This is a genomic window from Psychrilyobacter piezotolerans (assembly GCF_003391055.1).
Taxonomy (GTDB): domain Bacteria; phylum Fusobacteriota; class Fusobacteriia; order Fusobacteriales; family Fusobacteriaceae; genus Psychrilyobacter; species Psychrilyobacter piezotolerans.
This window is the reverse complement of sequence record NZ_QUAJ01000026.1, coordinates 18830-38904: the sequence shown is the minus strand read 5'-3', so window position 1 is coordinate 38904 and position 20075 is coordinate 18830. Positions and strand designations below refer to the sequence as shown.

The following is a 20075-nucleotide window of genomic DNA, read 5'->3' as shown; positions in this document are numbered from 1 at the left end:
ACCTATATTAAAACTAAAATAGGATGGTGATAATTATGTTTCCAATTAAATTTAACCTAAAAGTTTTTCTTGCACTACTTTGTTCGATTTTAATGGGTATCTTTTACTCTGTTTTGTATTCATATATTCATGGATTATTGACAGGAATTTTAATCTATTGCGGGATTTCTTTTTCATCCCCAAAGGAAAAAAAATAATTTAATTTTTTTTATTTATGTTTTTAGTCAAAGAAATGACTACTAAATCTTCTCCTTCCTCTGTGAGAGTAGGTTCTTCCACATGGAAAATATCACCACTAGAATCTCTCTCATAAAATTTAATCACATCAAAAACTTTCCCAGAATCCACTTGAAGTGTAATCAATTCACTTAAAAAATCCTTGAATAACCACCTTCTAAATTCATCAAAATTTTCAAAAGAAAATTTATTTTTAATATTTTCAATATAAAAAACTCTCAGTGGTCTTTTTGAATCAATTTTTTCTTTAGAATCTACCACGAATAATCTTTTTTCAAAGAGATTTAAAAGTTTAGTAGCAAGATCTAAAGTTATTCCCTTTTTTCCATTTTCAAAATTACAGATACTGGCCTGACCTGTACCAATTAAATTTGCAACTTCCCTTTGTGTAAGATTTGATTGTTCTCTAAAATCTTTTAAAAGTTTTCTAAAAAATATATTTAAATTTTGTCCTTTTCTAATCATAGCAGCACCTCTTTTTTTAATGTTATGTAGGTCTTTAATTGAGTAAATATACACATATTATAACATAAAAAAACTAATTTAATATAAACTTCTGTGCTAATCCTAAAAAAGTTCTGTTATAACAGCCAGTATAATTAAATTTCCAACTGTCAAATCTATTTTAAACATTTTAAGATTTTATTGGGATCATTCTTTTCATCTAAAAAATAAAAAGGTTAGCCAGTCCCAGGAAGATTAAGAAACCCAAAGCATCTGTAATCATCGTTAAAAGTATAGAACTTCCAACTGCCGGGTCGGTCTTCATTTTCTTTAATAATAGTGGAATCAAAGTCCCGCAAAGCCCTGCTATTGTGAAATTCATAAATATAGCAAAGGACATAACCAGAGATATCTTGGTATTTTTAAACCACACATATGATCCAAGACCCACAAGGGTTGCAAATATCAGACCATTTAGAATAGCCACTATTATCTCCCTAAAGAAACTCTGATCCCAGTTTGTATCGTCTACATCACCCATAGCCATCTGTCTTACCATTACTGTAAGAGCCTGGTTACCTGTATTCCCTCCCATACTGGCAACTATAGGCATCAGCACGGCCAGAGCCGGCAGCATTTCTATGGTAGTCTGGTATCGGGCAATAACAGAAGCTGAAAAGAAAGCCGTACACATATTTAAAAACTGCCATTTCCCTCTTTTTCTGGAGATATCTATAGCTCTTTTCTCGCCTTCTGCCTCCTCATCTACCCCTGCCATATTATAGATCTGCTCCGTTGCCATCTCTTGCAATAGATCGTAGATATCATCTGCTGTTATCCTACCCACCAGATAATTATCACTGTCTATTACAGGCACAACCTGCAGATCATATTCTTTAAAATCCATTACGACCTTTTCTATATCTTCCTTATCGTTTACGTATCTCGGTTTGTATTTCTCGGGACGCTTGCTTATTATCTCCTTAAAACTTTTATCAAAGTCAAATAAAAGCATATCTTCTAACTGCACTGTAGCCACTAAATTGTTGTAATCACCCAAAATAAAAACACTGCTTACATTCTCCAGCTCCTCGCTGTACTTTAATTTCCTCAAATTTTCAATGGTTTGCCTGACTGTTTCATTGTGATTAGCTGCAAAGAACTCAATCTGCATATAAGCCCCGGCTTCATCTTCCTCATAACCTTTCAGTCTCTGGATCTCCTCCTGTTCCTTGTTATCTAATCCGGCCAGAATACTGGCAGCCAGTTCTTCGTCCAGCTCCTCTATATCCTGCATAAGGTCTGTAGCATCATCTGAATCCATCTTCTTAATCGTTCCGATCATTTTTTTCAGACTTAAAATCTGCAAACTTTCCTTTAGCATCCTCTCGTTGAATGTTTCTAAGATATCTCCTAAGATATGTGTCGGCATCCTCTTAATATATTCAGAAAACCTCTCCTCATCCAGCCTTCTCATACGCTTAAAAATTTTAGACAGATCTGAATAATGCAGATCTACCTTGACTTTTTGATGCAGATATCCCTCTAAGCTATCTACTAATTGCTGTATTTCTTTTTCTTTCTGCATAATTTCACCTTCTTTTTAGTTAAAAAGATTTTTAAGGCCGTCTTCTAATCCATCGATTAGATTTCTTGTACTTTCAGAATCCTTATTTGATTTTGTCTTTTCCTCCAAGATCTTTAATTCCTTTGAACTTTCACCCATTATCTTTTTTAATTCCTCTACTTTTTCTACCTCTGTATTCAATTTTTTTGTATATTTTTTTATCTCCTTATCTGCCAGGAGTTTTGCCTCTGCCTTATATTTTTTTATATTTTCATCCAAAACTTCTTTTATCAGACCAGATAAGATAGTCCCTATGTTTGTATTAAACTCCAATTTTTCTTTTGTTCCATCATAGGTGTAGTCCATAATCAGCTCATCTATCTCCTGTAAACCTTCTCCCAAGACCTCTTTAATTACCGGGTCCATCTCCAGCTCATTAGGATTAATTTTTAAATCATCTAAAATCATCTTACCGTCTAAATCCAATATTTTATTTTCGTAATTCATATTATAACTTAAATTCATCTTACTTCCAACTATTATAATTAAATTTTTATTTTCACCTGTCATTTTATCGTCTACTGTCAGTCCAGATAGGTTTAATTTAATCTTTGCAGTCTCTGATTCCCTGTTTAACTCACCAAGGATATTCCCTTTAACAGCCTTATCATCTGCATTCAAGTTAAACTTTATGGGGTTAGGAGTGATCCCTGCCTTGGATGTGACATCTTTTACCCCGCCCTTTAAAGTATAATTTAGGTGTTTAAATGTTAAACTTGTATTTTTTACCCAGAGATCATAGGTCTCTCCCTCGTGTGTCTCGTCTTTTTTGTTGAACTCATTGAAAAAATCAATATTTCTGCCTATATATTTCTTTAGATAATTGTTTAAAATGAGGTTTATCTGCGATTGAAACTGTTTTTCATCCCACCCTGCTATATCCTTAAAGGGTTCATCACTATTAATATATTTAAAAGCTTTTTTCTGTATATCTTTAATAACTTTAATGTCCCTGTCAAATTGCTTTTTATCACTCTCGGCTTCCTTTGCCAGTACATCTATTTCCTCAATTAGATCATTTAATTTATCCAATTCATTCAGGAGTTCCACTGGATTTTTTTCATCCTTTATCCTTTCCTCTATTACCTTATATTTAGTTTCTATATTTTTTAATCTGTCTTTATAGTCCTCTCCCTTTAATTTATTGTCCCAATAGGTATGAATTTTTTCTATTTTTCCCCTCTCAGCATCGAACTCCTCTACAATTTTAATATTTAAATCGTCTAAAATCTTCCTGTAGTTATCCCCGCTTAGATCTATCTTTAAACTGCTCAAGTCTAATTTTTCCTCAGTTTCACCAGCATCTGAAGGAAGAGGTGATTCTTTATTTATAATAGCTCCGTCTGCCTCCCTGGGAGTGAATACCTCAACCAGTCCAAGGGTAGCATCATCTATTACTATGAGTTTTTTTAGAAGAGGTTTATATTGTATATCCAAATTAATTTTCTGGAGGTCTCCTATATTTCTCATGGTATTATTTTTATCGGTAATTTGAACTCTGCCAACCTTTAGGCTGCTGCCAAAGAGGTCTAGATCTACATCATCTATATCTATTCTAGCTCCATATTTTTGGCTCCCTATCCTCTCTCCAAAATACTCTATGAGAGTATTTCTAAAAAGATAGGTCCCGAATATTATTAAAATTAAAACTCCTGCTATTATTCCTAATATTTTTTTCATAATTCCTCCTACCGCCTAAGGCGAAATAACTGTACGGTAATTCATTAATTACCCCTTCGTTATTCTAAATATATTTTTTGAATTTCCCCTTAATCTTTCCTTTTTTCGTCTCTCCTGTGCTCCCTATAAATATATGTTTTCCATATCTTCTGATAGAAATAACGTCCCCCTCTTTAACACTCAATGACTTATCGGTTTTAAACCCATAGTTCACCATAACCTGGGATGAGCCGATCATCTTTAGAGCTTCATTTCTGGAGCCATTAATAAGTGCCGACACAATCACGTCCAGCCTGCAGGAATTTATCAGATATTCTTTTACCTCAAATCTATACTGGGGAATACACCTGTCTCCTACTTCCTCTATCTCCACCTTGGATTTCCCAATGCTCAAAAGGTAAAGTTTTAAAAATTCAAACAACCCGTCAGAAATAACCGTATAACAATTTTCATCTTCTACTATGAGGTCTCCTAATTTTTCCCTCTTTATTCCTGTGGATAAGATCCCGGCCAGATAGTGTCTGTGCTCTAATTTATTAAATTTAGAATTGTTTTTTATCACTATAAGTTTAGAAGGGAACTTCAGTGTTTCTCCGGAATAATAACTTTTAAAGGCTGCCATCTTCTTCTCACTCTCCATGGACAGACCATTTACCTCTACCAATATTCCTAGTTCAGCCTCTATTTGGACTAACTTTGACCAAATTTGAGGGGGAAGAAATATATCGGTATATATTGTTCCGTCTGTTTTTTTGCAGAGTTCTATCTTATCGTAGATGCTGGATATTATTCCCTCATCTTCACCTATAAAATAATTTTTAAATTTTTTCTTATCCATCTTTCCTCCGTGTGCCTCATGGCAAATAAAAATTAAATATTAGCTCATGATAATTTCCTCTATACAAATTTTATGTGGTGTTTAATCTATATAGATTTTATCATGAGTCTTTTTTTTTACCTAGTGGAACAATTCATTATACAATTCCCATAAAAATTAAGTATTTTTTAGTATAATTGATTTTATATTATTTGTATGGTAAAATCAATTGTTATTAAATTTTATATTATTACAGATAGAAAAAGGAGATTTTATGAACAAAATTGAAAGAAAATACATTCTGCCCAACGCCATTACAGCCACTAATATGTTTCTAGGTTTCTTGAGTATTACCATGTCCATCAAAGAAAATTACCATCTGGCTGCATGGTTGATTTTATTAGCTATGGTTTTTGACGCCTTAGATGGTCTTACTGCTAGAAAATTAAATGCCTTCAGTGAATTCGGTAAGGAATTCGATTCATTTTGTGACTCTGTATCCTTTGGACTTGCACCTGGTATCTTGATTTTTTCACTTTTATCAAATACTACAAATAATTTCCCCAAGGAACTTATTACACCACTTGCATTTATATATGCTCTTGCAGGAGTAGTCAGATTAGTTAAGTTTAATGTAGTCACTACTGCCAGTGACAGTAAGGACGATTTTAGCGGAATGCCTATTCCAAACGGTGCAAATTTAGTAGTATCTTATTTTTTATTTGCTGAAGTTACTGGATTGGGAGTAGATCCAAAGATCTTAGCTATAGTTGCTTTAGGGTCAGCTGTTCTTATGGTAAGTACAATTCCATTTAGAATCCCACAAAAAGTATTTAGTTTTATACCTAAAAAAATGATCTTATTTGTAGCAATAGCTATCTTAGGTACGGCAGAATACTCATTGTTCCCATTAGGATTATACTATGTTTTTGCTAACCTGTTTACTTTTTTTAACTCAAAAGATCAAAACTAAAGAATATAGAGATAAAAAATGAGCGGGAAACCGCTCATTTTTTATCTCATATATTCTTTAAAAATCATCTTATTTTTTCCGGTTTTTTTAGCCTGATAAAGGGCTTCATCCACCATGGCAAAATAAGATTCAATTGAATTTTTAGGGATAAATTCCAAAACTCCTATGCTTATTGTCAATGGAACTCCATTTCTGTCTATGGATATTTCCAGCTTTTCCACTCTTTTTTGTATATTTTCTGCTGCTGTCCTAGACTCATCTTTACTACAATTCAGCATACCGCCAATAAATTCGTCACCTCCATAGCGTGCGATATAACCGCTGCTCAGCTCCTCCTTTAAAATTTCAGCCACCTTCTGAAGGGCAAGATCCCCTTGAATATGCCCGAAATTATCGTTGATCCCTTTGAAGTTATCCAGATCAAATAAAAATATAAACATTTTTTTACCTTCTAATCTAGCACCCTGTATCCTTTTTTCAAAGGTTTCATAAAAATGCCTTCTATTACAAAGACCGGTGAGATGATCCCTTTCAGAATACTCCTTCAACAGATCATTTGTTTCCTTCAACTTTTCATGTTCCAGGGTATTATTCAGTGCAATGGTCATAAAAGAGATCAATTCCCGGCATATATCAAGCTCCTCTCTTTCAAAATTATCTCTCTCAAATATCTGATATGTAAAACCTCCGATTACTTCCCCCTCCATTTGAAGGGGGGCACAGTAAATACCCTTAGGATATTCTCCTACCAGGAGACTGATACCCTCATTCACAATATCTTCCTTTATTACCTCATTTTTTGTAAAAATTGATTCCATTATAAGGCTGTTTTTTTGGGAATAAAGTATATCACCGAAGTCTAACCGTTCACCAAATTCATAACAAAACCCGTCTTTTAACTTTTTATTTTCTGGGTCATTTATAAATATTCCTATGGCACACTCACCATAGTTTTTTCTCATTATAGTATAAATTCTCAGGGACATCTCCTGCACAGAAGATGTAGAAACCACTGCCTTACTGGCTTCTCCGACTATAGAACGCTGCCTGAGTAATTTTTCCACCCTTTCATTGGTCTCCCTTAACACCTCTTTTTCCCTTTCTTTATAAAAAAGCACTTCTATCATCTTCCTTAAAATCGTCACTTTTTTTAGAACTTCTCCTGCGAAATTATCTTTTTTTCTGCTTTCTAAAAAAAATATTCCTGCAGCCTCTCCACCTAAAAATATAGGATAATAATATGCAGACTGTACCCTGTCTTCCTCCAAATCTATGCCATCACCAATATAATTATTTACGACTATCTCTTTTTTTTTCTCAATACACTTCTCAATTAAATTTTTATCGTTATTCATCTTTTCAACCCACTGGTTGTCTTTTATGAAATATTTAAAAAGAACTGTTTTTCCATCTTTTTCATAGGATATAATTCCCATTGTATCTATTTTGTCATATGTATACACTATCTCATAGAGTTCCCACATAATTGCCTTAAGGTTTACATCAAACATTTTTTTCCTCCCAGCCGGTCTTAAAGAAGTTTATTTTATTATAGCACCCTTATTTGGAGGAAATCAAAGGTTAGTTGTGATCTATTATTGTTCAAATACTCCTAAGTCTTTATTGTCATATAACAGTTCTACACGGGGATCAGCTTTTAGATGACTGTACTTTTCCATAAGCCAGTGGACTAATTTTTTATCCTGCCTTACCTCTGTTCCATTATCTATAAACACATTTATAGTTATCTGTTTAAAGTTTTCCAGCCCTGTCTCGATATCTTTCGCTATCATTTCCTCGGTCTGGCCTGCAGTACACACCAGTAAACAAGCTGAATAAAATTCACTGCTTAATTTTTTTAAGGCAGGTTCATCTATCACAAAGTTTTTACCGTAGGAATCTATCCTATACTTATCATCAAAGGTTTCCACTCCTATACGAAACCTTATTTCCACCCCGTCAAAGTAATCTCTGATCTCATCCAATCTTTTTATATAACCGTAATAGGCTTCAAAATACAGGATCTTTATCTTCTTTTCTCTGACAACTTCCCTGATTTTTTTCAACGTTTCAGAGGGAATTTCAAAAACAGAACCTGAGTTTATCACTTCCAATACTCCAAATTCCCCCGTTACTTCCTTTAAGACTTCAAAGTTGACCTCATTTATCTCATCTTTATCTATAGAATTATCCTCTATATAGTTGCAGAATTTACACTTCCCATAACTGCAGGGGAAACTTTTTAGGAGTACTATTTCCCGAATATTCTTATCCAAAATCTTGTTATACCTCATCTTCCACCTCTTATTTTTATTTTTTGTTTAAAATCAAATTTTGTACGGATAATTCATGAATTATCACTACTTTTCTATTATCCATTATGTAACTTAATACTTATAGGTGGTTAAACTTCCCTTAATTTTCCATCTTGAACTATTCCCTCTCTATGCATCTTTTTAGCCAGGTATAAAAACGGGGTATCAAAACTTGCAATTACAATCTTCATCAGATATGTAGTTGTAAATATCTCTAAACACGTCTTAAAATCATAAAACCCTGGATAGGAAAATCCTAAAAAGTCAAAACTCAGGTAGAAGGCTAAATATGTGAAGATTGCCGTATCTACAAACTGACTCAGCATAGTACTTCCATTGTTTCTCAGCCACAGATGTTTATTTTCCGGAAATCTTTTCTTAAGTTTTTCAAAGAGGTGGATATCTATATTTTGCGAGATCCAGTAGCAGATAAGCCCCACTGCTGTGAACCTGGATAATGGCCCAAATAAGGTTTCCATGGCTACCTGTGAATAATCAGCTGTACTGGGCTCAAAAGCCACTGAGACCTGCAGTAATATAGTTGCTGCTATATTACTCATAAGCCCTATCTTAGCACCCTTGGCTGCTGCCTTCACTCCATATTTTTCCGATAATATATCTGTCACCAGAAAACTTGACGCAAACATTATATTTCCCAGGGTAGATGACATCCCTCCTATCTCTATGGCTTTATTCACCTGGATCTGAGCCAGTATTATAGTTATAGGTATATAGGCGTAGAGACCATTCTTTCCATAGGTTCTGTAAAAATATAGGATGAATCCAAAGTTAACCAACAGCATTACAAACCAAAGTATTATATTTTGCATATTTATTTCTCCTTTTTTATTTTTTACCGTCAATTGTATGGATACACTCAGATTTTTTTGATTTTATCTGTGATACATTTAACTTTTTTATTAAATAATAAAGAAAGTTAATATTCGTATATTTTTTGTGCAATTCGTGACTAAGTCTTTTTAATTAACGGCTAAGTTTTCATGAATATAAAAAGGAGGGATATAAAATCCCTCCAAAAAAAGCAAACCAAAAAAAGCGTAGATTTGTTTCGACCTCTACACATAGTCTTTGGTTTTTTATAGATGGATTTTTCGAACATCTACCACAAAAGTGGATTTAAATATTTAATTTTTTTTTAATTCCCAAAGAGATCTTTAAACATAGAATCAGAATTTATATTTCTTTTATTCTGTTCCATATTTTTTTGAGATTCCATTGTTTTTTCTACATTTTTCATCATAATTTCATCGGATTTAACAAAAAAATCATTGAAATCTGAATTATATACAGATGCCATCTCTACCGGTTCAGTTCCCTTTTTAAACAAGGCCCACCTCTTATTCCAGCCAGATGTAGAATCTGCTAATCTACCATTTTTAGAATCGATCAGCACTTCGGTCAGCTTTCCATTTTTTAATCCGTCGGCAATATGATTAAACTCTTTACCGGTATCATACCCGTCATCCACTAAGATCTGGTAGTAATTACCCCATAATTTGGCTGTAAGTCCTCCGCCAGTGGCAGATTTATCCATAGGTTTATTATTGTCATAGCCAATATATACTGTGGTAACATACTTAGGAGTTATTCCGGCATACCATGCTGTTCTCTGCCTGTTGGTTGTACCGGTTTTCCCACCTTGTACAATATTTTTTCCGTCTTTTGTTACCCTTGCATTTTTACCTGTACCAAGATTTACAACGTCTTCCATCATATGGGTGATGAGAGCTGTATCTTCACCTTCAAATACCCTCTCCTGTTCTGCTTTTTCCTGATATATTACCTTTCCATATCTGTTTTTTATCTGGGTAATAAACTGCGGTTTCACCCTGTATCCGCCATTTGCAAATGGCAGGTATAAACTTGAAAGTTCATATGGAGTCACTACCATAGTTCCCAATGCTGCTGTTAAATTTTGAGGGATCTTTATATCTTCTCCACCTGCTAATTTTACAGTTTCACCTAGGTTTTTAAGCCCTATTTTTTGTAAGACTTTTATTGCCACTATATTTATAGATCTCTCCATTCCTTCTAAGAGGGTGAAATTTTTTCTAAAATCCCCCCCATAGTTTCTAGGTTTCCATTCACCAAATTCCAGAGGTGTATCCTCAATCACCGTATTCATAGGATAACCCTGTCTCAGAGCTGTAAAATAAATAAATGGTTTAAAGGATGATCCAGGCTGCCTTTTGGCATAGATAGCTCTATTGTAATCTCCAGATTTAAAATCTTTACCACCTATAACCGCCCTTACATAACCTGTATCAGCTTCTATAGTCACCATCCCACCGTTTAAACCTTTATTTTCTTTCAGTGGTTCATAGTTTTCAAATGTTGCTTTAGCTGCTTTTTGCATCCCTATATCCAGGGTCGTATATATTTCTAATCCCTCTTCATATATCTGCTTTTCTGTAAATATTTCAAATAATTTTTTTTCTACTATATCGGTAAAATCAGGAGTGTTATAGCTCCTTTTTTTACTTTTATTTTTTATTACAGTAACATTTAATTCAGATAACTCCTCCATAGACAGACCTTTTAATTCCTCCGGCAGTTTATCTTCATTATAAAATTTCTGGGATAATGCTTTTTGATACTCTTCTTCGTCTATAAGGTTATATCTTCTCATTTGAGACAGAACCAATTTACCCCTGGTGACAGCATTGTTTAGATGCTTTCTAGGGTTGTATTTATTTGGTCTATTGGGCACCCCGGCCAGGAGTGCAGATTCAGCTGTATTTATGTCTTTCACGGATTTACCATAAAATGCTCTAGCCGCAGTTTTTACTCCATAGGCTCCTGATCCAAAATATATCTCATTCATATATTTTTCCAGGATCTCATCTTTGGTATAACCCCTTTCCAACTCCACTGTAATTATTGCTTCTTTTACCTTTCTCATGATTTTTTTTTCGTTGGTAAGAAAGGCATTTTTAGCCAGCTGCTGGGTTATAGAACTGGCACCCTGGGCTTTACTCATAGTAACTATATTTACTACCATGGCTCTTCCCATCCCTAAAACATCAAACCCGTGATGACTATGAAATCTCCTATCCTCTATAGCTACATAGGCATCCTTCAGTGATTTAGGCATCTCCTCTATAGTTGCTGTTTCTCTGATCTCTTTATAGAGAATATCTATTACTTCACCATTTGTATCATAGATCTTACTTGGTACTACCGGGTTATACCCTTCTATCAGTTGTCCCAGATCCGGCAGTTCCCTATATGCTTTTACAATAAGAACCGTAGCTCCTACTCCGCCTAATAAAAATAATCCTATAAATATAAATAATATATTACGAAATAATTTTTTCATAGTATCCTACCTTTTGTTTTTTTGTCTTAGTTGTCCACAAGCTCCATCTATATCTGAACCTTTTTCCCCTCTAAAAGTTACATTTATCTTTCTTACTTCCTTTAGCTGGTTATAGAACTTTTCTATTTTTTCCTTATCCGGTCTCTTATAATCTGTCCCTTCCACTTCATTGTAAGGGATTAAGTTTACAATATGATCAAATCCATACATAAATTCAGCCAGCATGTCAGCATCTCTCATTGAACAGTTGAATTCATCTATTAAGATATATTCAAAAGTAAGTCTTCTCTTTGTATATTTTTGATATTGTTGTAAAGTTGTATATAGATCCTGTAACGGATATCTTCTGTTTATAGGTATAATCTCATTTCTCTTTTCATCGGTTACAGCATGGAGTGAGACAGCTAATCCTATTGGCATCTTTTCTTCCAATAACTTTTCAATTCCTGGTACAATTCCAGAAGTAGATACTGTGATCCTTCTCTTTGAGATATTGATCCCCTTTTCATCAGATAACACTCTTATAGATTTTATGGTATTGTTTATGTTTAATAACGGCTCTCCCATTCCCATATAGACTAAGTTATTTACTCCTTCACCTTTTTTCACCAATCTTCTATGGATAGTATATACCTGGTTTACAATCTCATGGGTGAATAAGTCTCTAGTATATCCGCCTTGACCTGTTGCACAGAAACTGCATTTTACAGGACATCCTACCTGAGTAGACAGGCACACTGTGTTTCTGTCTTTATGCTTTAATAGTACAGTCTCTATAGTAGTTCCATCTTCTAATTTAAATAAAAACTTCTCAGTCCCGTCTTTTTTCGATACCTGGTGATCCAATAGGTTTAAATAAGGTATATAAGTTTTTTCTTCCAATAATTCCCTATTTTTTTTAGATATATTTGTCATATCCTCTATTTTTCTGGCAATTTTTACATGAAGCCACTCATATATCTGTTTTGCATTAAATTTTTTCATTCCTAAATCTATTACAACACCCTCTAATTCATCGTACTCTAACTCTAATAAGTTTATCTTATTCATTTTTCTCCTCCACAATCTCACATTCATTTTTAATTAAATTTTCATATAGTTAAACGCTTTTTTCATCTATTTACTAAACTTCCATATTATTCTATACTTTTTATTTCGAAATTTCACTTTTTCGAAATATTATAAAAAATTTAATTTTACTCTTAATTTTAAAGTAATTTCAAAAAAATATCAACTATTTTTTCTATATTTGTATCTATTCTCAAATTAACCCTTGTGGAATTTCCTCCGCCTTTTACAATATACCCCAGTTTTTCCAGATTACTCTTCAATTCACTGCAGTTTATAGCCCTACTCATCACAGTAAAATTCCCCTCTTCACCATATATAAGAGAGTATTTTTCCCCATCTATAAACTTTGAAAAAAACTTAGTTACTGCATCATTTTTTTTGTAGATAATTATTTTATTTTCTCCTACAATTTCTGCATTGACCTTTAATTTTTCACATAATAGTTCACTATAGTCGTGATACAGACCATTCAATTCCTTAGTTTTAGATTTACTGTCTTCCAGCAAATAATCTATCTTGTCATTTACCTCCTCCACTGTGGAACTGAGCTGGGTTCTAGCTTTTTTTATAATTTCATGTTTTTTATAATAATCTTCATAACATCTGTTCCCGGCCTTATAATAGATACGCGTTAAGGTTTTTTTCGTCTTTTCATAATTTACTACCTTAAATAAGCCTATATCCTTGGTCTGTTTTACATGAAACCCTCCACAGGCATTTAAATCAAAATTTCCTATTTTAACTACCTTTACGTTCCCCACTACCTTATCACTTATAGATTTTCTTAAAGATTCTATCTGAGCGGCTTCTTCACGGGTATAGCTCAAGATCTCCACATCTAAGTTCTCTGTGATCATCCTATTCATGGCCGCTTCCAAATCTCTTATCTTTACCTCATCTATCTCTAGACTGGGAAAATCTACAGTGGAATATTCCTCTCCCATCCTGAATCCCACAGTATCCAGGTCATATTTTTCCTTTAGATAAGCCGATACCAGGTGCTGTGCCGTATGATTTTTACCTATCTCATGTCGTCTGTCCATATCTATAAGGTACTCGTACTCTCCTAATTTTAACTCCCTGTCTAAAAAAAGGTTTCCGTTTCTGTCTACTTCTAAGACCTGTGTCTCCCCTACACTGCCTAAATCTCCCAGCTGTCCTCCCTTGCCCTCGGAATAAAACTCCATTCCCTCTATATATTCTATATGGGTTAAAAATCTATTTTTTTGTTTGGTCGATCCTGTAATTTTTAGTCTCATATTGCCCTCCATTTTTACCTATCTGATATTTCTATTATATCAGATAGTCTGCTTTTAAAATCAAATTATATCTTTCTGCTGTCATAGGCCCAGTGCAGGAGTGCCTGCCTTTGTTTGATTCTGCAGTGGATATCCATAGGAGCACAGTTTTTTTTTACCGCTCCTACATGTCTTTTCATAGCCTTCCATCGTTTAATCTGTCTTCTGTCTTCTTCCGGCATCCGTCGTCCATAATAATACCTGCAATACCACTGAAACCATCCCCTGGGATCCATAGGACTTATCCATCCCTTCTCCTCCCACTTTTTTAAAGATAATGAGGCATCTACTTTAAAAAAATTAAGCTTTGGATTTTTTATTTCCGGTGAGAGCTTGGCATTCTCATACCAGGATAAAGGAAATTCTTTCCTGCAGTCTGTCATATATTTTCCTCCGAAAACTCCCAATTCCAGCATTTCCTTGGGAGTAAGTTCCGGTTTAAATTCAGGATGAAAGTTTTCCCCTTCGGGTTCAGTTAAATAATAATAGCCTTTCTGCATCTTGTCTTCAATTATAATTTTCTTCTTCATTTACTCCCCCCTAATATATATCAAGCTTAAAAAGGAAGCAGAGTCCCCCACTTCCTTTTACCGACATTATAATATTTAATCAAATCTTTTTTTGGACTAACTCTAAAAAATATCATCATATTTATTCATATTTACTTTTTTTCTGCAAATCCTAAGATATATCCGTTGCAGTCCCTCATATAAAATTCCTCCATTCCATACCAGGCAGTACGTAAATCTATGACTATATCAGCCCTGTCTTTGACCGAACTATATATTTCATTGACATCGTCCACATCGATATAAAATGAGACCGAACCACCTATTGGCTCATCTTTTAACAATAAACGGTCTTCCTCAAATACACCCTTCTTTACAAACATGATACATACTTCATCCCTGCTTACCATGGCATAGCTGTAGGTTTTATCTTCTTTTAGTTCATTTTCAATGGTCTCGGTATTTTCCGGCACAGCCATATTAAGTTTAAATCCAAGAATTTCCCCATAAAACTCTACAGTTTCCCTCACATCGTTAACTATCATATTAGGCATAAGTTTTTTTAATTTCATATTTTACCTCCCTTTGTAATTTTTATTTTTTATTCATTTTTCTTCAATCTGTTAATGAGTTTTTTTCCCCTGCTTACTACCGATGGTGCCCCTTCTTCCATCATTTCTTTAATCCGTTTTATTATTTCAGGGTTAAGTTGTTCGTCTTTTTCAGCAAAATCAGCCAGTGTCTGCATTGAAAAGATCTCATTCTTATAATCGGGTCACTGCTCAACATCCCTTCAAAAACCTCCTTAAACAAAGAGGGTTTATCTAATATTTCCTGAACTACTTCATTTGATCTGCCGATAGATCTTAAGTCCCCGCCCTTTAATTTTTTCAGTATTTGGCTCATCTTTTTTCAACTCCTGTCTCTAATAAATAACATAAATTATTCCAGAGAAATTTAAGACCTACTTACTTACTAGTATACCCTGCTGAAAATAATATTCCAAAAGAATTGGCACTTCTCCAATTATTTATTCTCCCAGGTATTAAAAAAAGGATTATATAAGTGATTTTACTTATATAATCTCTTTTTTTATCTAAGAAATTGTACTAAAATATCTACCAGTAAATGGTATCATCTTCTTTCCATATCCCATCAAGAAGATCTTTTTCAATTAGAGTACTCATTTTTTACCTCCTGTTTCCAAATATTGTATTTTTTTATTTCATAATTAAAAAATATATTAGTGACAATAATATAATTAAATAATCCTTCATCCATACTAAGCGAAACTAAAGTTGATATAAGGATTATCCAAAAATCATAAGAAATAAGGACAAAAATTTTCTTCTTTGTGAGTAACAAAGAATTTTTTATAGAATTTATTTTCATATCATTTATAAAGCTTAGATTATATGGTAAAAAAGTTGTTATATAATATATTGAATTAAATAAAACAATAAATAATAAAAAGTTGTTTTTATTTAATGGCATTATTAATGGCACTGCAGAGATTAAAAGACATCTTAACAGATAAAAAATCATAAATTTGTCCAGATTCTTGCTTGATTTATTATCGTAATAAATATAAATTAATAATGGGATTGTAACCTGTAGCAATTTACTAACAAATCCTAGAACCTTAAAATATTCATTTATAATTGATATTTTCATTAAAAAGTAACTTACAATAACTATTGCAGTTAATATAAGAGTTACTATTATTCTTTCTTTTTTGTCTATAGTTTCATGAATGTGCTCTGTTTTATTGATAATATTACCTTCCTAATTTTTATTTTGTATGATTTTTTTGGATTAAAGCTCCTGAGTTCATTCAGGGTGTAATATGTAGTCATTTTATTATTCTCCCAAATTAATTTTTATAAATTTCATAGTGATATTTTTTGTTGATATTTACCTTTTTATACTTTAATGATTTTAAAAGAATTTCTTCAAATTCATCAATATCCAATGGATCTACTGCAAAAAAACCTTTTGGTAGAAGAATCTGTTTTGGTAAGCTAGGATGTTTTTTATTATGAAAAGTTATTTTCACTTGTGTACCTCCTAAACCAAATATAGGTATAATTAACTCCACATTTTTTTTTATATTTAACCTCCTGTATCTCAACATATAAAATGTCCTATATATGACATCGTCATCTAAAAAAATAAGTTTATTAAAAAAATAATAAAAATATGAATGGATTATATAATGAGAGAGAGATATTAAAAGTATTCCATAAAATGTTATACCTATTTCAAATATTGAATAGAGTATTGTCAGTAAAAATGTAAAAGACAAAAACAAAGTTGTCAGTATTCCCACTATAATATATTTCTTTTTTCTATATTTATATTGATAGGGATTATCTTCTTCATCTATCAAATCTTCTAGATATTTGGATGTAGTTGTTTTGTAGTTATTTTTCTTACATCTCGCTATGAGTTCATCCAACTTGTTAAATATTTCTTCTATACTATCTTTTGAAAATATGAAAGATATTTCTCTTATTTTCTTCTTTCTCATGATAGATATGATTATATTATCTCCTTCGATTCTCTTTCTTCTGATATCCCCCAATTTTATCACTGTTTTTTTCTTAAAAATTTTGCCTGATTCTTTGATGATATTTTTGTCTGTCAAAATTGTATTTTCATTTTCATGTACTATCGCCTCATTATCTTTAAGCCTGTACCTCATAACTATCATTCCTTCCCTTTTAATTTACTTTCAATTTTAAATGCTATTGTTTTTGCTTCATCTATAGTCAGGCTAGATAAAAGAGAGTATACTTTAGCTTCAGTTTTTCTGTTTTGTAATCTTAGGGTTACCATTGAGGTATAGTATATTTTTTGAACTGAAACAGATTTTATTTCCGAATAATAATATTTATCTGTAAAAAAACTAAAAGCAGTCCTAACTATTACACCTTTATCAGTTATAACAAGTTTACCTATCCAGCCTTCCAAAATTTGATTTAAAGGCCATAAAAAATAAAAAGCTAAAATAAGTGGTATCCCCCACTCTCCAGGTAGAATAAATTCTCTCAGTGCAAAAATAGCAAAAATTCCAACTAAAACCATAAATCCAGCGATTATTTTGTAACCCATTCCCTTCTTATATGATATATATTCCACCACCTCACCTCTCTCCAGCAGTTTTCTTATTACGCTGTCCTTTTTGATGATTTCCTCTATACTCTTTTTCCCGTTTGTTCCCGTATTTGAAGTTCCCATATTATTTCTCCTCCTATCAATTTTTTTGACACAGATTTCCCCACTTTTAAATCGAAGTTTATAGTCGTTCTACTTCAGCAGTACTGTTCCTACAACAACGATCGTGACTTACTCCACTAAGACAACTTATAAACTTCTGGCACTTTTTGGATACTTTTTCTTGCTACAGAGAAAAAGTATCCCGTATCAAAAGCGGAAACTTTGGAATCTTCTGACGCAATACTCTTAATTTTGAAAAAATTCTAGAGTTTTGGTGATGCCCCTTGCGGGTAGACTCCCTTTGTTTCTCAGATCAAGGCTCATTTAAAATTATATTCATTTACATCTAATTTTTATACTCGTGAACCTAAATAGAAAAAATTAAAATCTAAGGGATCCTCCCTTAACTGGCTCTATTTACTTTTTATCTGAAAAAAAAATAGAGGAAAGAAAAGCAGAAATTTTGAAAATAGCTTCTGAGTAGAGATAAAATAACCACGAGCTTTCGGGATACAATCCTCACTACGTTGCGGAACTTAATTTGTATATCGCTCTTAGTAGAATAAATTTTGTGAAAGCAACATCGCCTTCAAAATTGAAAGCTAAAGAAAAAGACCGACAAAGCTCAATTTCTCCATATTTTTTTCATAAATTTCCCTCCTTTAATAATTTTCAAAGTCACTGAAAATATTTTCATTTTCACTACTCAAACGATCTATTTCTTCATAAATTTTATCTATAGTAGAATAATAATTATCGATTGTAACCCCTTTATTATAATCTCTTGCTATAATTTCATATTTTTCAGCATTCTTAATCCCTTTAAAGTCTCTTTTTTTAATAACCAACATTTTCTCTGTTTTCTCTTCAAAAAGAGTGTTATCGAATCGTAAGAAAAAGTCATCGATATGATTATTATATTTTGAAAATTCTTCTACGAACCCTTTGATAGTTTTAAGGTATTTTTCTTTGGATATTTTTTTCTTCTTCAAATCCTCTTTATTCGAAAAAATCATTATTTTTACATAATTATCTTTAAATTTCTTTTTTAAGAGTTCCTCATAGGAATCAACCATCCATTTTTCACTAATAGAAATACTTATTGTAGAGGAATATTTCCAAGGAAAATGTTTACTGATCATCTTTTTATAGAATTCATCTACTTCCCTATAAAAAATCACCCTTCTATAGTTATCGACTATCTTTCCATCCCTTATCCATACTCCTACAGGGAATTTTTTATCATGTTTTAGATATCCTCCTATAGCTGGATACCATTTCATACCATGAGCTTCATCTCCGTAATAATAATAATAAATTCTGGTTACTACGAAATCAAAGTCATATTTTTCCTTAAAATGTTTTTCTACTCGTTCTTTAACGAGAGGATGGAAAAGATTGACTCCTATAGGTTTTTTTCCCATAGAATGATATGATTTGTAAAACAAAAACATAAATAAAAATGGTAAAATAAACTTAGTTACCACAGTAAAATCTTTATTTTTGATAGCTTTCCATAAAAAAAATATAAACATAGGAATAACTAACAAAATAAATAGGAACAGTATATTGGGAAAAATAATCAGTAAGACAGAATAAATCACCGCCAATATAATTGATTTTCCAACAGTATTTTTTAATAGCTCTTTAATTTTTTTTATTTCCATATTTTCCTCCTATTTTGATTTTCTCTTAAAAGTTTTATTTTATATCTAAATCCATTGAGCAGATTTAAAGATTTTACTTTTGCCATAAACATCCTCCTCACATCTAATATTTGAAAAAGTTAAATGTTATTAAAACACTACCTAATATAGCAAGGATGCCTATATAAGTATCCTTACTAAAAATATGAGTATTTTCTATAATTCTACTTATCGTCATCAATATTATAAATTCGCCAGTTAATCGTGCAGCAAATAAATCGTTTTTAAAATTTAATTTTAAATTGATTTGCTTAACAATATCTAATATATTTATTTTTGAAAAACCCTCATTAAAACCCAATTTTTTATTCTTGTTTTCATAAAAAGTAAAATGAGCTGTTTTACTTGAAAAAAATGGCAACTTAAGATAATCAATTTTTTTTATTTGTGTATATAGAATTTTCTCTGTTTTATTCTTATTTACTGTAATTAATGAATAATTTGTAAAAATTATTGTATTTTTATCCATTTTTTTATCAATAAAACTAACATAATAAAAAAGTAGCTAACAAAAAAATACAGAAAATTAAATTTCATATAAGCAAGCAGTTCAATTAAAAGTAATAAAATAAAAATTGATGTAAATGTTAAAAAGACAAAATTAAGAGTGTAATCAATATTTTTACTTGATTTATTTTTTTCATAAGCTATATACCTAACCTCCTCCCCTTCCGACAACTCTTTCTTTATCTCAGGATACTGCTCTATAAACTGATCTATGGTCAACTCTCCATTGGTACCAGTATCACTATTTCTTATCTCCTTATCTTCATCTAGTATCCTATTCACTATTTCATTCACGTCTTTTATATCTTCCATAATCCCATCCCCATAATTTT

At 32.2% G+C, this 20075-nt stretch carries 20 protein-coding genes; 1 reads left to right on the top strand and 19 read right to left on the bottom strand.

Going from position 1 to position 20075, the window contains the following annotated elements:
* Positions 1-198 precede the first annotated feature (198 nt).
* The 4 genes from DYH56_RS12695 to DYH56_RS12680 all read right to left on the bottom strand — a co-directional run bounded on the left by DYH56_RS12695 (position 199) and on the right by DYH56_RS12680 (position 4826).
* Positions 199-702 carry a helix-turn-helix transcriptional regulator gene (locus tag DYH56_RS12695; RefSeq protein ID WP_114643250.1) on the bottom strand — a complete coding sequence of 168 codons (504 nt, stop codon included), beginning with the start codon at positions 700-702 and terminating at the stop codon, positions 199-201.
* Positions 703-901: 199 nt separating this feature from the next.
* Positions 902-2269 carry a magnesium transporter gene (gene mgtE, locus DYH56_RS12690; protein WP_114643249.1) on the bottom strand — a complete coding sequence of 456 codons (1368 nt, stop codon included), beginning with the start codon at positions 2267-2269 and terminating at the stop codon, positions 902-904.
* A gap of 15 nt (positions 2270-2284) precedes the next feature.
* Positions 2285-3988 (bottom strand): hypothetical protein, encoded by a 1704-nt coding sequence (locus tag DYH56_RS12685; RefSeq protein WP_114643248.1) that lies wholly within the window; start codon positions 3986-3988, stop codon positions 2285-2287.
* Between the two features lie 64 nt (positions 3989-4052).
* Complete coding sequence (locus DYH56_RS12680; RefSeq protein WP_114643247.1) at positions 4053-4826, bottom strand: YlmH/Sll1252 family protein; 774 nt, start codon at positions 4824-4826, stop codon at positions 4053-4055.
* 253 nt (positions 4827-5079) lie between these two features.
* Between DYH56_RS12680 and pssA the strand changes: the two genes are divergently transcribed.
* Positions 5080-5778 carry a CDP-diacylglycerol--serine O-phosphatidyltransferase gene (pssA, locus tag DYH56_RS12675; protein WP_114643246.1) on the top strand — a complete coding sequence of 233 codons (699 nt, stop codon included), beginning with the start codon at positions 5080-5082 and terminating at the stop codon, positions 5776-5778.
* Between the two features lie 41 nt (positions 5779-5819).
* Here the strand turns inward: pssA and DYH56_RS12670 are convergent, their stop codons facing one another.
* From DYH56_RS12670 to DYH56_RS12605, 15 genes are all read right to left on the bottom strand, one after another.
* Complete coding sequence (locus DYH56_RS12670; RefSeq protein WP_114643245.1) at positions 5820-7289, bottom strand: sensor domain-containing diguanylate cyclase; 1470 nt, start codon at positions 7287-7289, stop codon at positions 5820-5822.
* 84 nt (positions 7290-7373) lie between these two features.
* Positions 7374-8072 carry a radical SAM protein gene (locus DYH56_RS12665; RefSeq protein ID WP_114643244.1) on the bottom strand — a complete coding sequence of 233 codons (699 nt, stop codon included), beginning with the start codon at positions 8070-8072 and terminating at the stop codon, positions 7374-7376.
* A 110-nt stretch (positions 8073-8182) separates the two neighbouring features.
* Positions 8183-8923 carry a queuosine precursor transporter gene (locus DYH56_RS12660; protein WP_147269620.1) on the bottom strand — a complete coding sequence of 247 codons (741 nt, stop codon included), beginning with the start codon at positions 8921-8923 and terminating at the stop codon, positions 8183-8185.
* Positions 8924-9249: 326 nt separating this feature from the next.
* A complete protein-coding gene (locus DYH56_RS12655; RefSeq protein ID WP_114643243.1) occupies positions 9250-11433 on the bottom strand; it encodes a transglycosylase domain-containing protein in 2184 nt (727 codons plus the stop codon).
* A 6-nt stretch (positions 11434-11439) separates the two neighbouring features.
* The gene (gene rlmN / locus DYH56_RS12650; protein ID WP_114643242.1) at positions 11440-12483 is read right to left on the bottom strand and encodes a dual-specificity RNA methyltransferase RlmN; all 1044 of its coding nucleotides are present in this window, start codon (positions 12481-12483) and stop codon (positions 11440-11442) included.
* A gap of 158 nt (positions 12484-12641) precedes the next feature.
* Positions 12642-13763 carry an alanyl-tRNA editing protein gene (locus tag DYH56_RS12645; RefSeq protein WP_158539151.1) on the bottom strand — a complete coding sequence of 374 codons (1122 nt, stop codon included), beginning with the start codon at positions 13761-13763 and terminating at the stop codon, positions 12642-12644.
* Between the two features lie 65 nt (positions 13764-13828).
* Complete coding sequence (locus DYH56_RS12640) at positions 13829-14332, bottom strand: hypothetical protein (protein ID WP_114643240.1); 504 nt, start codon at positions 14330-14332, stop codon at positions 13829-13831.
* 131 nt (positions 14333-14463) lie between these two features.
* Entirely contained in the window at positions 14464-14883 is a 420-nt protein-coding gene (locus tag DYH56_RS12635) for a VOC family protein (protein WP_114643239.1), read from the bottom strand.
* A gap of 121 nt (positions 14884-15004) precedes the next feature.
* Positions 15005-15217 carry a hypothetical protein gene (locus DYH56_RS15790; protein ID WP_147269619.1) on the bottom strand — a complete coding sequence of 71 codons (213 nt, stop codon included), beginning with the start codon at positions 15215-15217 and terminating at the stop codon, positions 15005-15007.
* A 264-nt stretch (positions 15218-15481) separates the two neighbouring features.
* Entirely contained in the window at positions 15482-15985 is a 504-nt protein-coding gene (locus DYH56_RS16280; RefSeq protein WP_233500040.1) for a hypothetical protein, read from the bottom strand.
* 199 nt (positions 15986-16184) lie between these two features.
* Positions 16185-17024, bottom strand: a complete 840-nt coding sequence (locus DYH56_RS12625; RefSeq protein WP_114643237.1) for a hypothetical protein — start codon at positions 17022-17024, stop codon at positions 16185-16187.
* Positions 17021-17551, bottom strand: a complete 531-nt coding sequence (locus DYH56_RS12620) for a hypothetical protein (RefSeq protein ID WP_114643236.1) — start codon at positions 17549-17551, stop codon at positions 17021-17023. The genes DYH56_RS12625 and DYH56_RS12620 overlap by 4 nt, the downstream gene beginning before the upstream one ends.
* A gap of 641 nt (positions 17552-18192) precedes the next feature.
* Positions 18193-19197: an energy-coupling factor transporter transmembrane component T family protein gene (locus DYH56_RS12615; RefSeq protein WP_114643235.1), complete on the bottom strand. Its 1005-nt coding sequence runs from the start codon at positions 19195-19197 to the stop codon at positions 18193-18195.
* Between the two features lie 103 nt (positions 19198-19300).
* On the bottom strand, positions 19301-19705 hold the full coding sequence (locus tag DYH56_RS12610; protein ID WP_114643234.1) for a hypothetical protein: 405 nt from the start codon (positions 19703-19705) through the stop codon (positions 19301-19303).
* Complete coding sequence (locus tag DYH56_RS12605; protein WP_114643233.1) at positions 19687-20055, bottom strand: hypothetical protein; 369 nt, start codon at positions 20053-20055, stop codon at positions 19687-19689. The genes DYH56_RS12610 and DYH56_RS12605 overlap by 19 nt, the downstream gene beginning before the upstream one ends.
* Positions 20056-20075 lie beyond the last annotated feature (20 nt).

What these genes read in the sequence shown, in the direction of transcription:
- DYH56_RS12695 (WP_114643250.1), bottom strand. Translation starts at nt 702, where the DNA reads ATGATTAGAAAAGGACAAAATTTAAATATATTTTTTAGAAAACTTTTA.
- mgtE (WP_114643249.1), bottom strand. Translation starts at nt 2,269, where the DNA reads ATGCAGAAAGAAAAAGAAATACAGCAATTAGTAGATAGCTTAGAGGGA.
- DYH56_RS12685 (WP_114643248.1), bottom strand. Translation starts at nt 3,988, where the DNA reads ATGAAAAAAATATTAGGAATAATAGCAGGAGTTTTAATTTTAATAATA.
- DYH56_RS12680 (WP_114643247.1), bottom strand. Translation starts at nt 4,826, where the DNA reads ATGGATAAGAAAAAATTTAAAAATTATTTTATAGGTGAAGATGAGGGA.
- pssA (WP_114643246.1), top strand. Translation starts at nt 5,080, where the DNA reads ATGAACAAAATTGAAAGAAAATACATTCTGCCCAACGCCATTACAGCC.
- DYH56_RS12670 (WP_114643245.1), bottom strand. Translation starts at nt 7,289, where the DNA reads ATGTTTGATGTAAACCTTAAGGCAATTATGTGGGAACTCTATGAGATA.
- DYH56_RS12665 (WP_114643244.1), bottom strand. Translation starts at nt 8,072, where the DNA reads ATGAGGTATAACAAGATTTTGGATAAGAATATTCGGGAAATAGTACTC.
- DYH56_RS12660 (WP_147269620.1), bottom strand. Translation starts at nt 8,923, where the DNA reads ATGCAAAATATAATACTTTGGTTTGTAATGCTGTTGGTTAACTTTGGA.
- DYH56_RS12655 (WP_114643243.1), bottom strand. Translation starts at nt 11,433, where the DNA reads ATGAAAAAATTATTTCGTAATATATTATTTATATTTATAGGATTATTT.
- rlmN (WP_114643242.1), bottom strand. Translation starts at nt 12,483, where the DNA reads ATGAATAAGATAAACTTATTAGAGTTAGAGTACGATGAATTAGAGGGT.
- DYH56_RS12645 (WP_158539151.1), bottom strand. Translation starts at nt 13,763, where the DNA reads ATGAGACTAAAAATTACAGGATCGACCAAACAAAAAAATAGATTTTTA.
- DYH56_RS12640 (WP_114643240.1), bottom strand. Translation starts at nt 14,332, where the DNA reads ATGAAGAAGAAAATTATAATTGAAGACAAGATGCAGAAAGGCTATTAT.
- DYH56_RS12635 (WP_114643239.1), bottom strand. Translation starts at nt 14,883, where the DNA reads ATGAAATTAAAAAAACTTATGCCTAATATGATAGTTAACGATGTGAGG.
- DYH56_RS15790 (WP_147269619.1), bottom strand. Translation starts at nt 15,217, where the DNA reads ATGAGCCAAATACTGAAAAAATTAAAGGGCGGGGACTTAAGATCTATC.
- DYH56_RS16280 (WP_233500040.1), bottom strand. Translation starts at nt 15,985, where the DNA reads ATGAAAATATCAATTATAAATGAATATTTTAAGGTTCTAGGATTTGTT.
- DYH56_RS12625 (WP_114643237.1), bottom strand. Translation starts at nt 17,024, where the DNA reads ATGATAGTTATGAGGTACAGGCTTAAAGATAATGAGGCGATAGTACAT.
- DYH56_RS12620 (WP_114643236.1), bottom strand. Translation starts at nt 17,551, where the DNA reads ATGGGAACTTCAAATACGGGAACAAACGGGAAAAAGAGTATAGAGGAA.
- DYH56_RS12615 (WP_114643235.1), bottom strand. Translation starts at nt 19,197, where the DNA reads ATGGAAATAAAAAAAATTAAAGAGCTATTAAAAAATACTGTTGGAAAA.
- DYH56_RS12610 (WP_114643234.1), bottom strand. Translation starts at nt 19,705, where the DNA reads ATGGATAAAAATACAATAATTTTTACAAATTATTCATTAATTACAGTA.
- DYH56_RS12605 (WP_114643233.1), bottom strand. Translation starts at nt 20,055, where the DNA reads ATGGAAGATATAAAAGACGTGAATGAAATAGTGAATAGGATACTAGAT.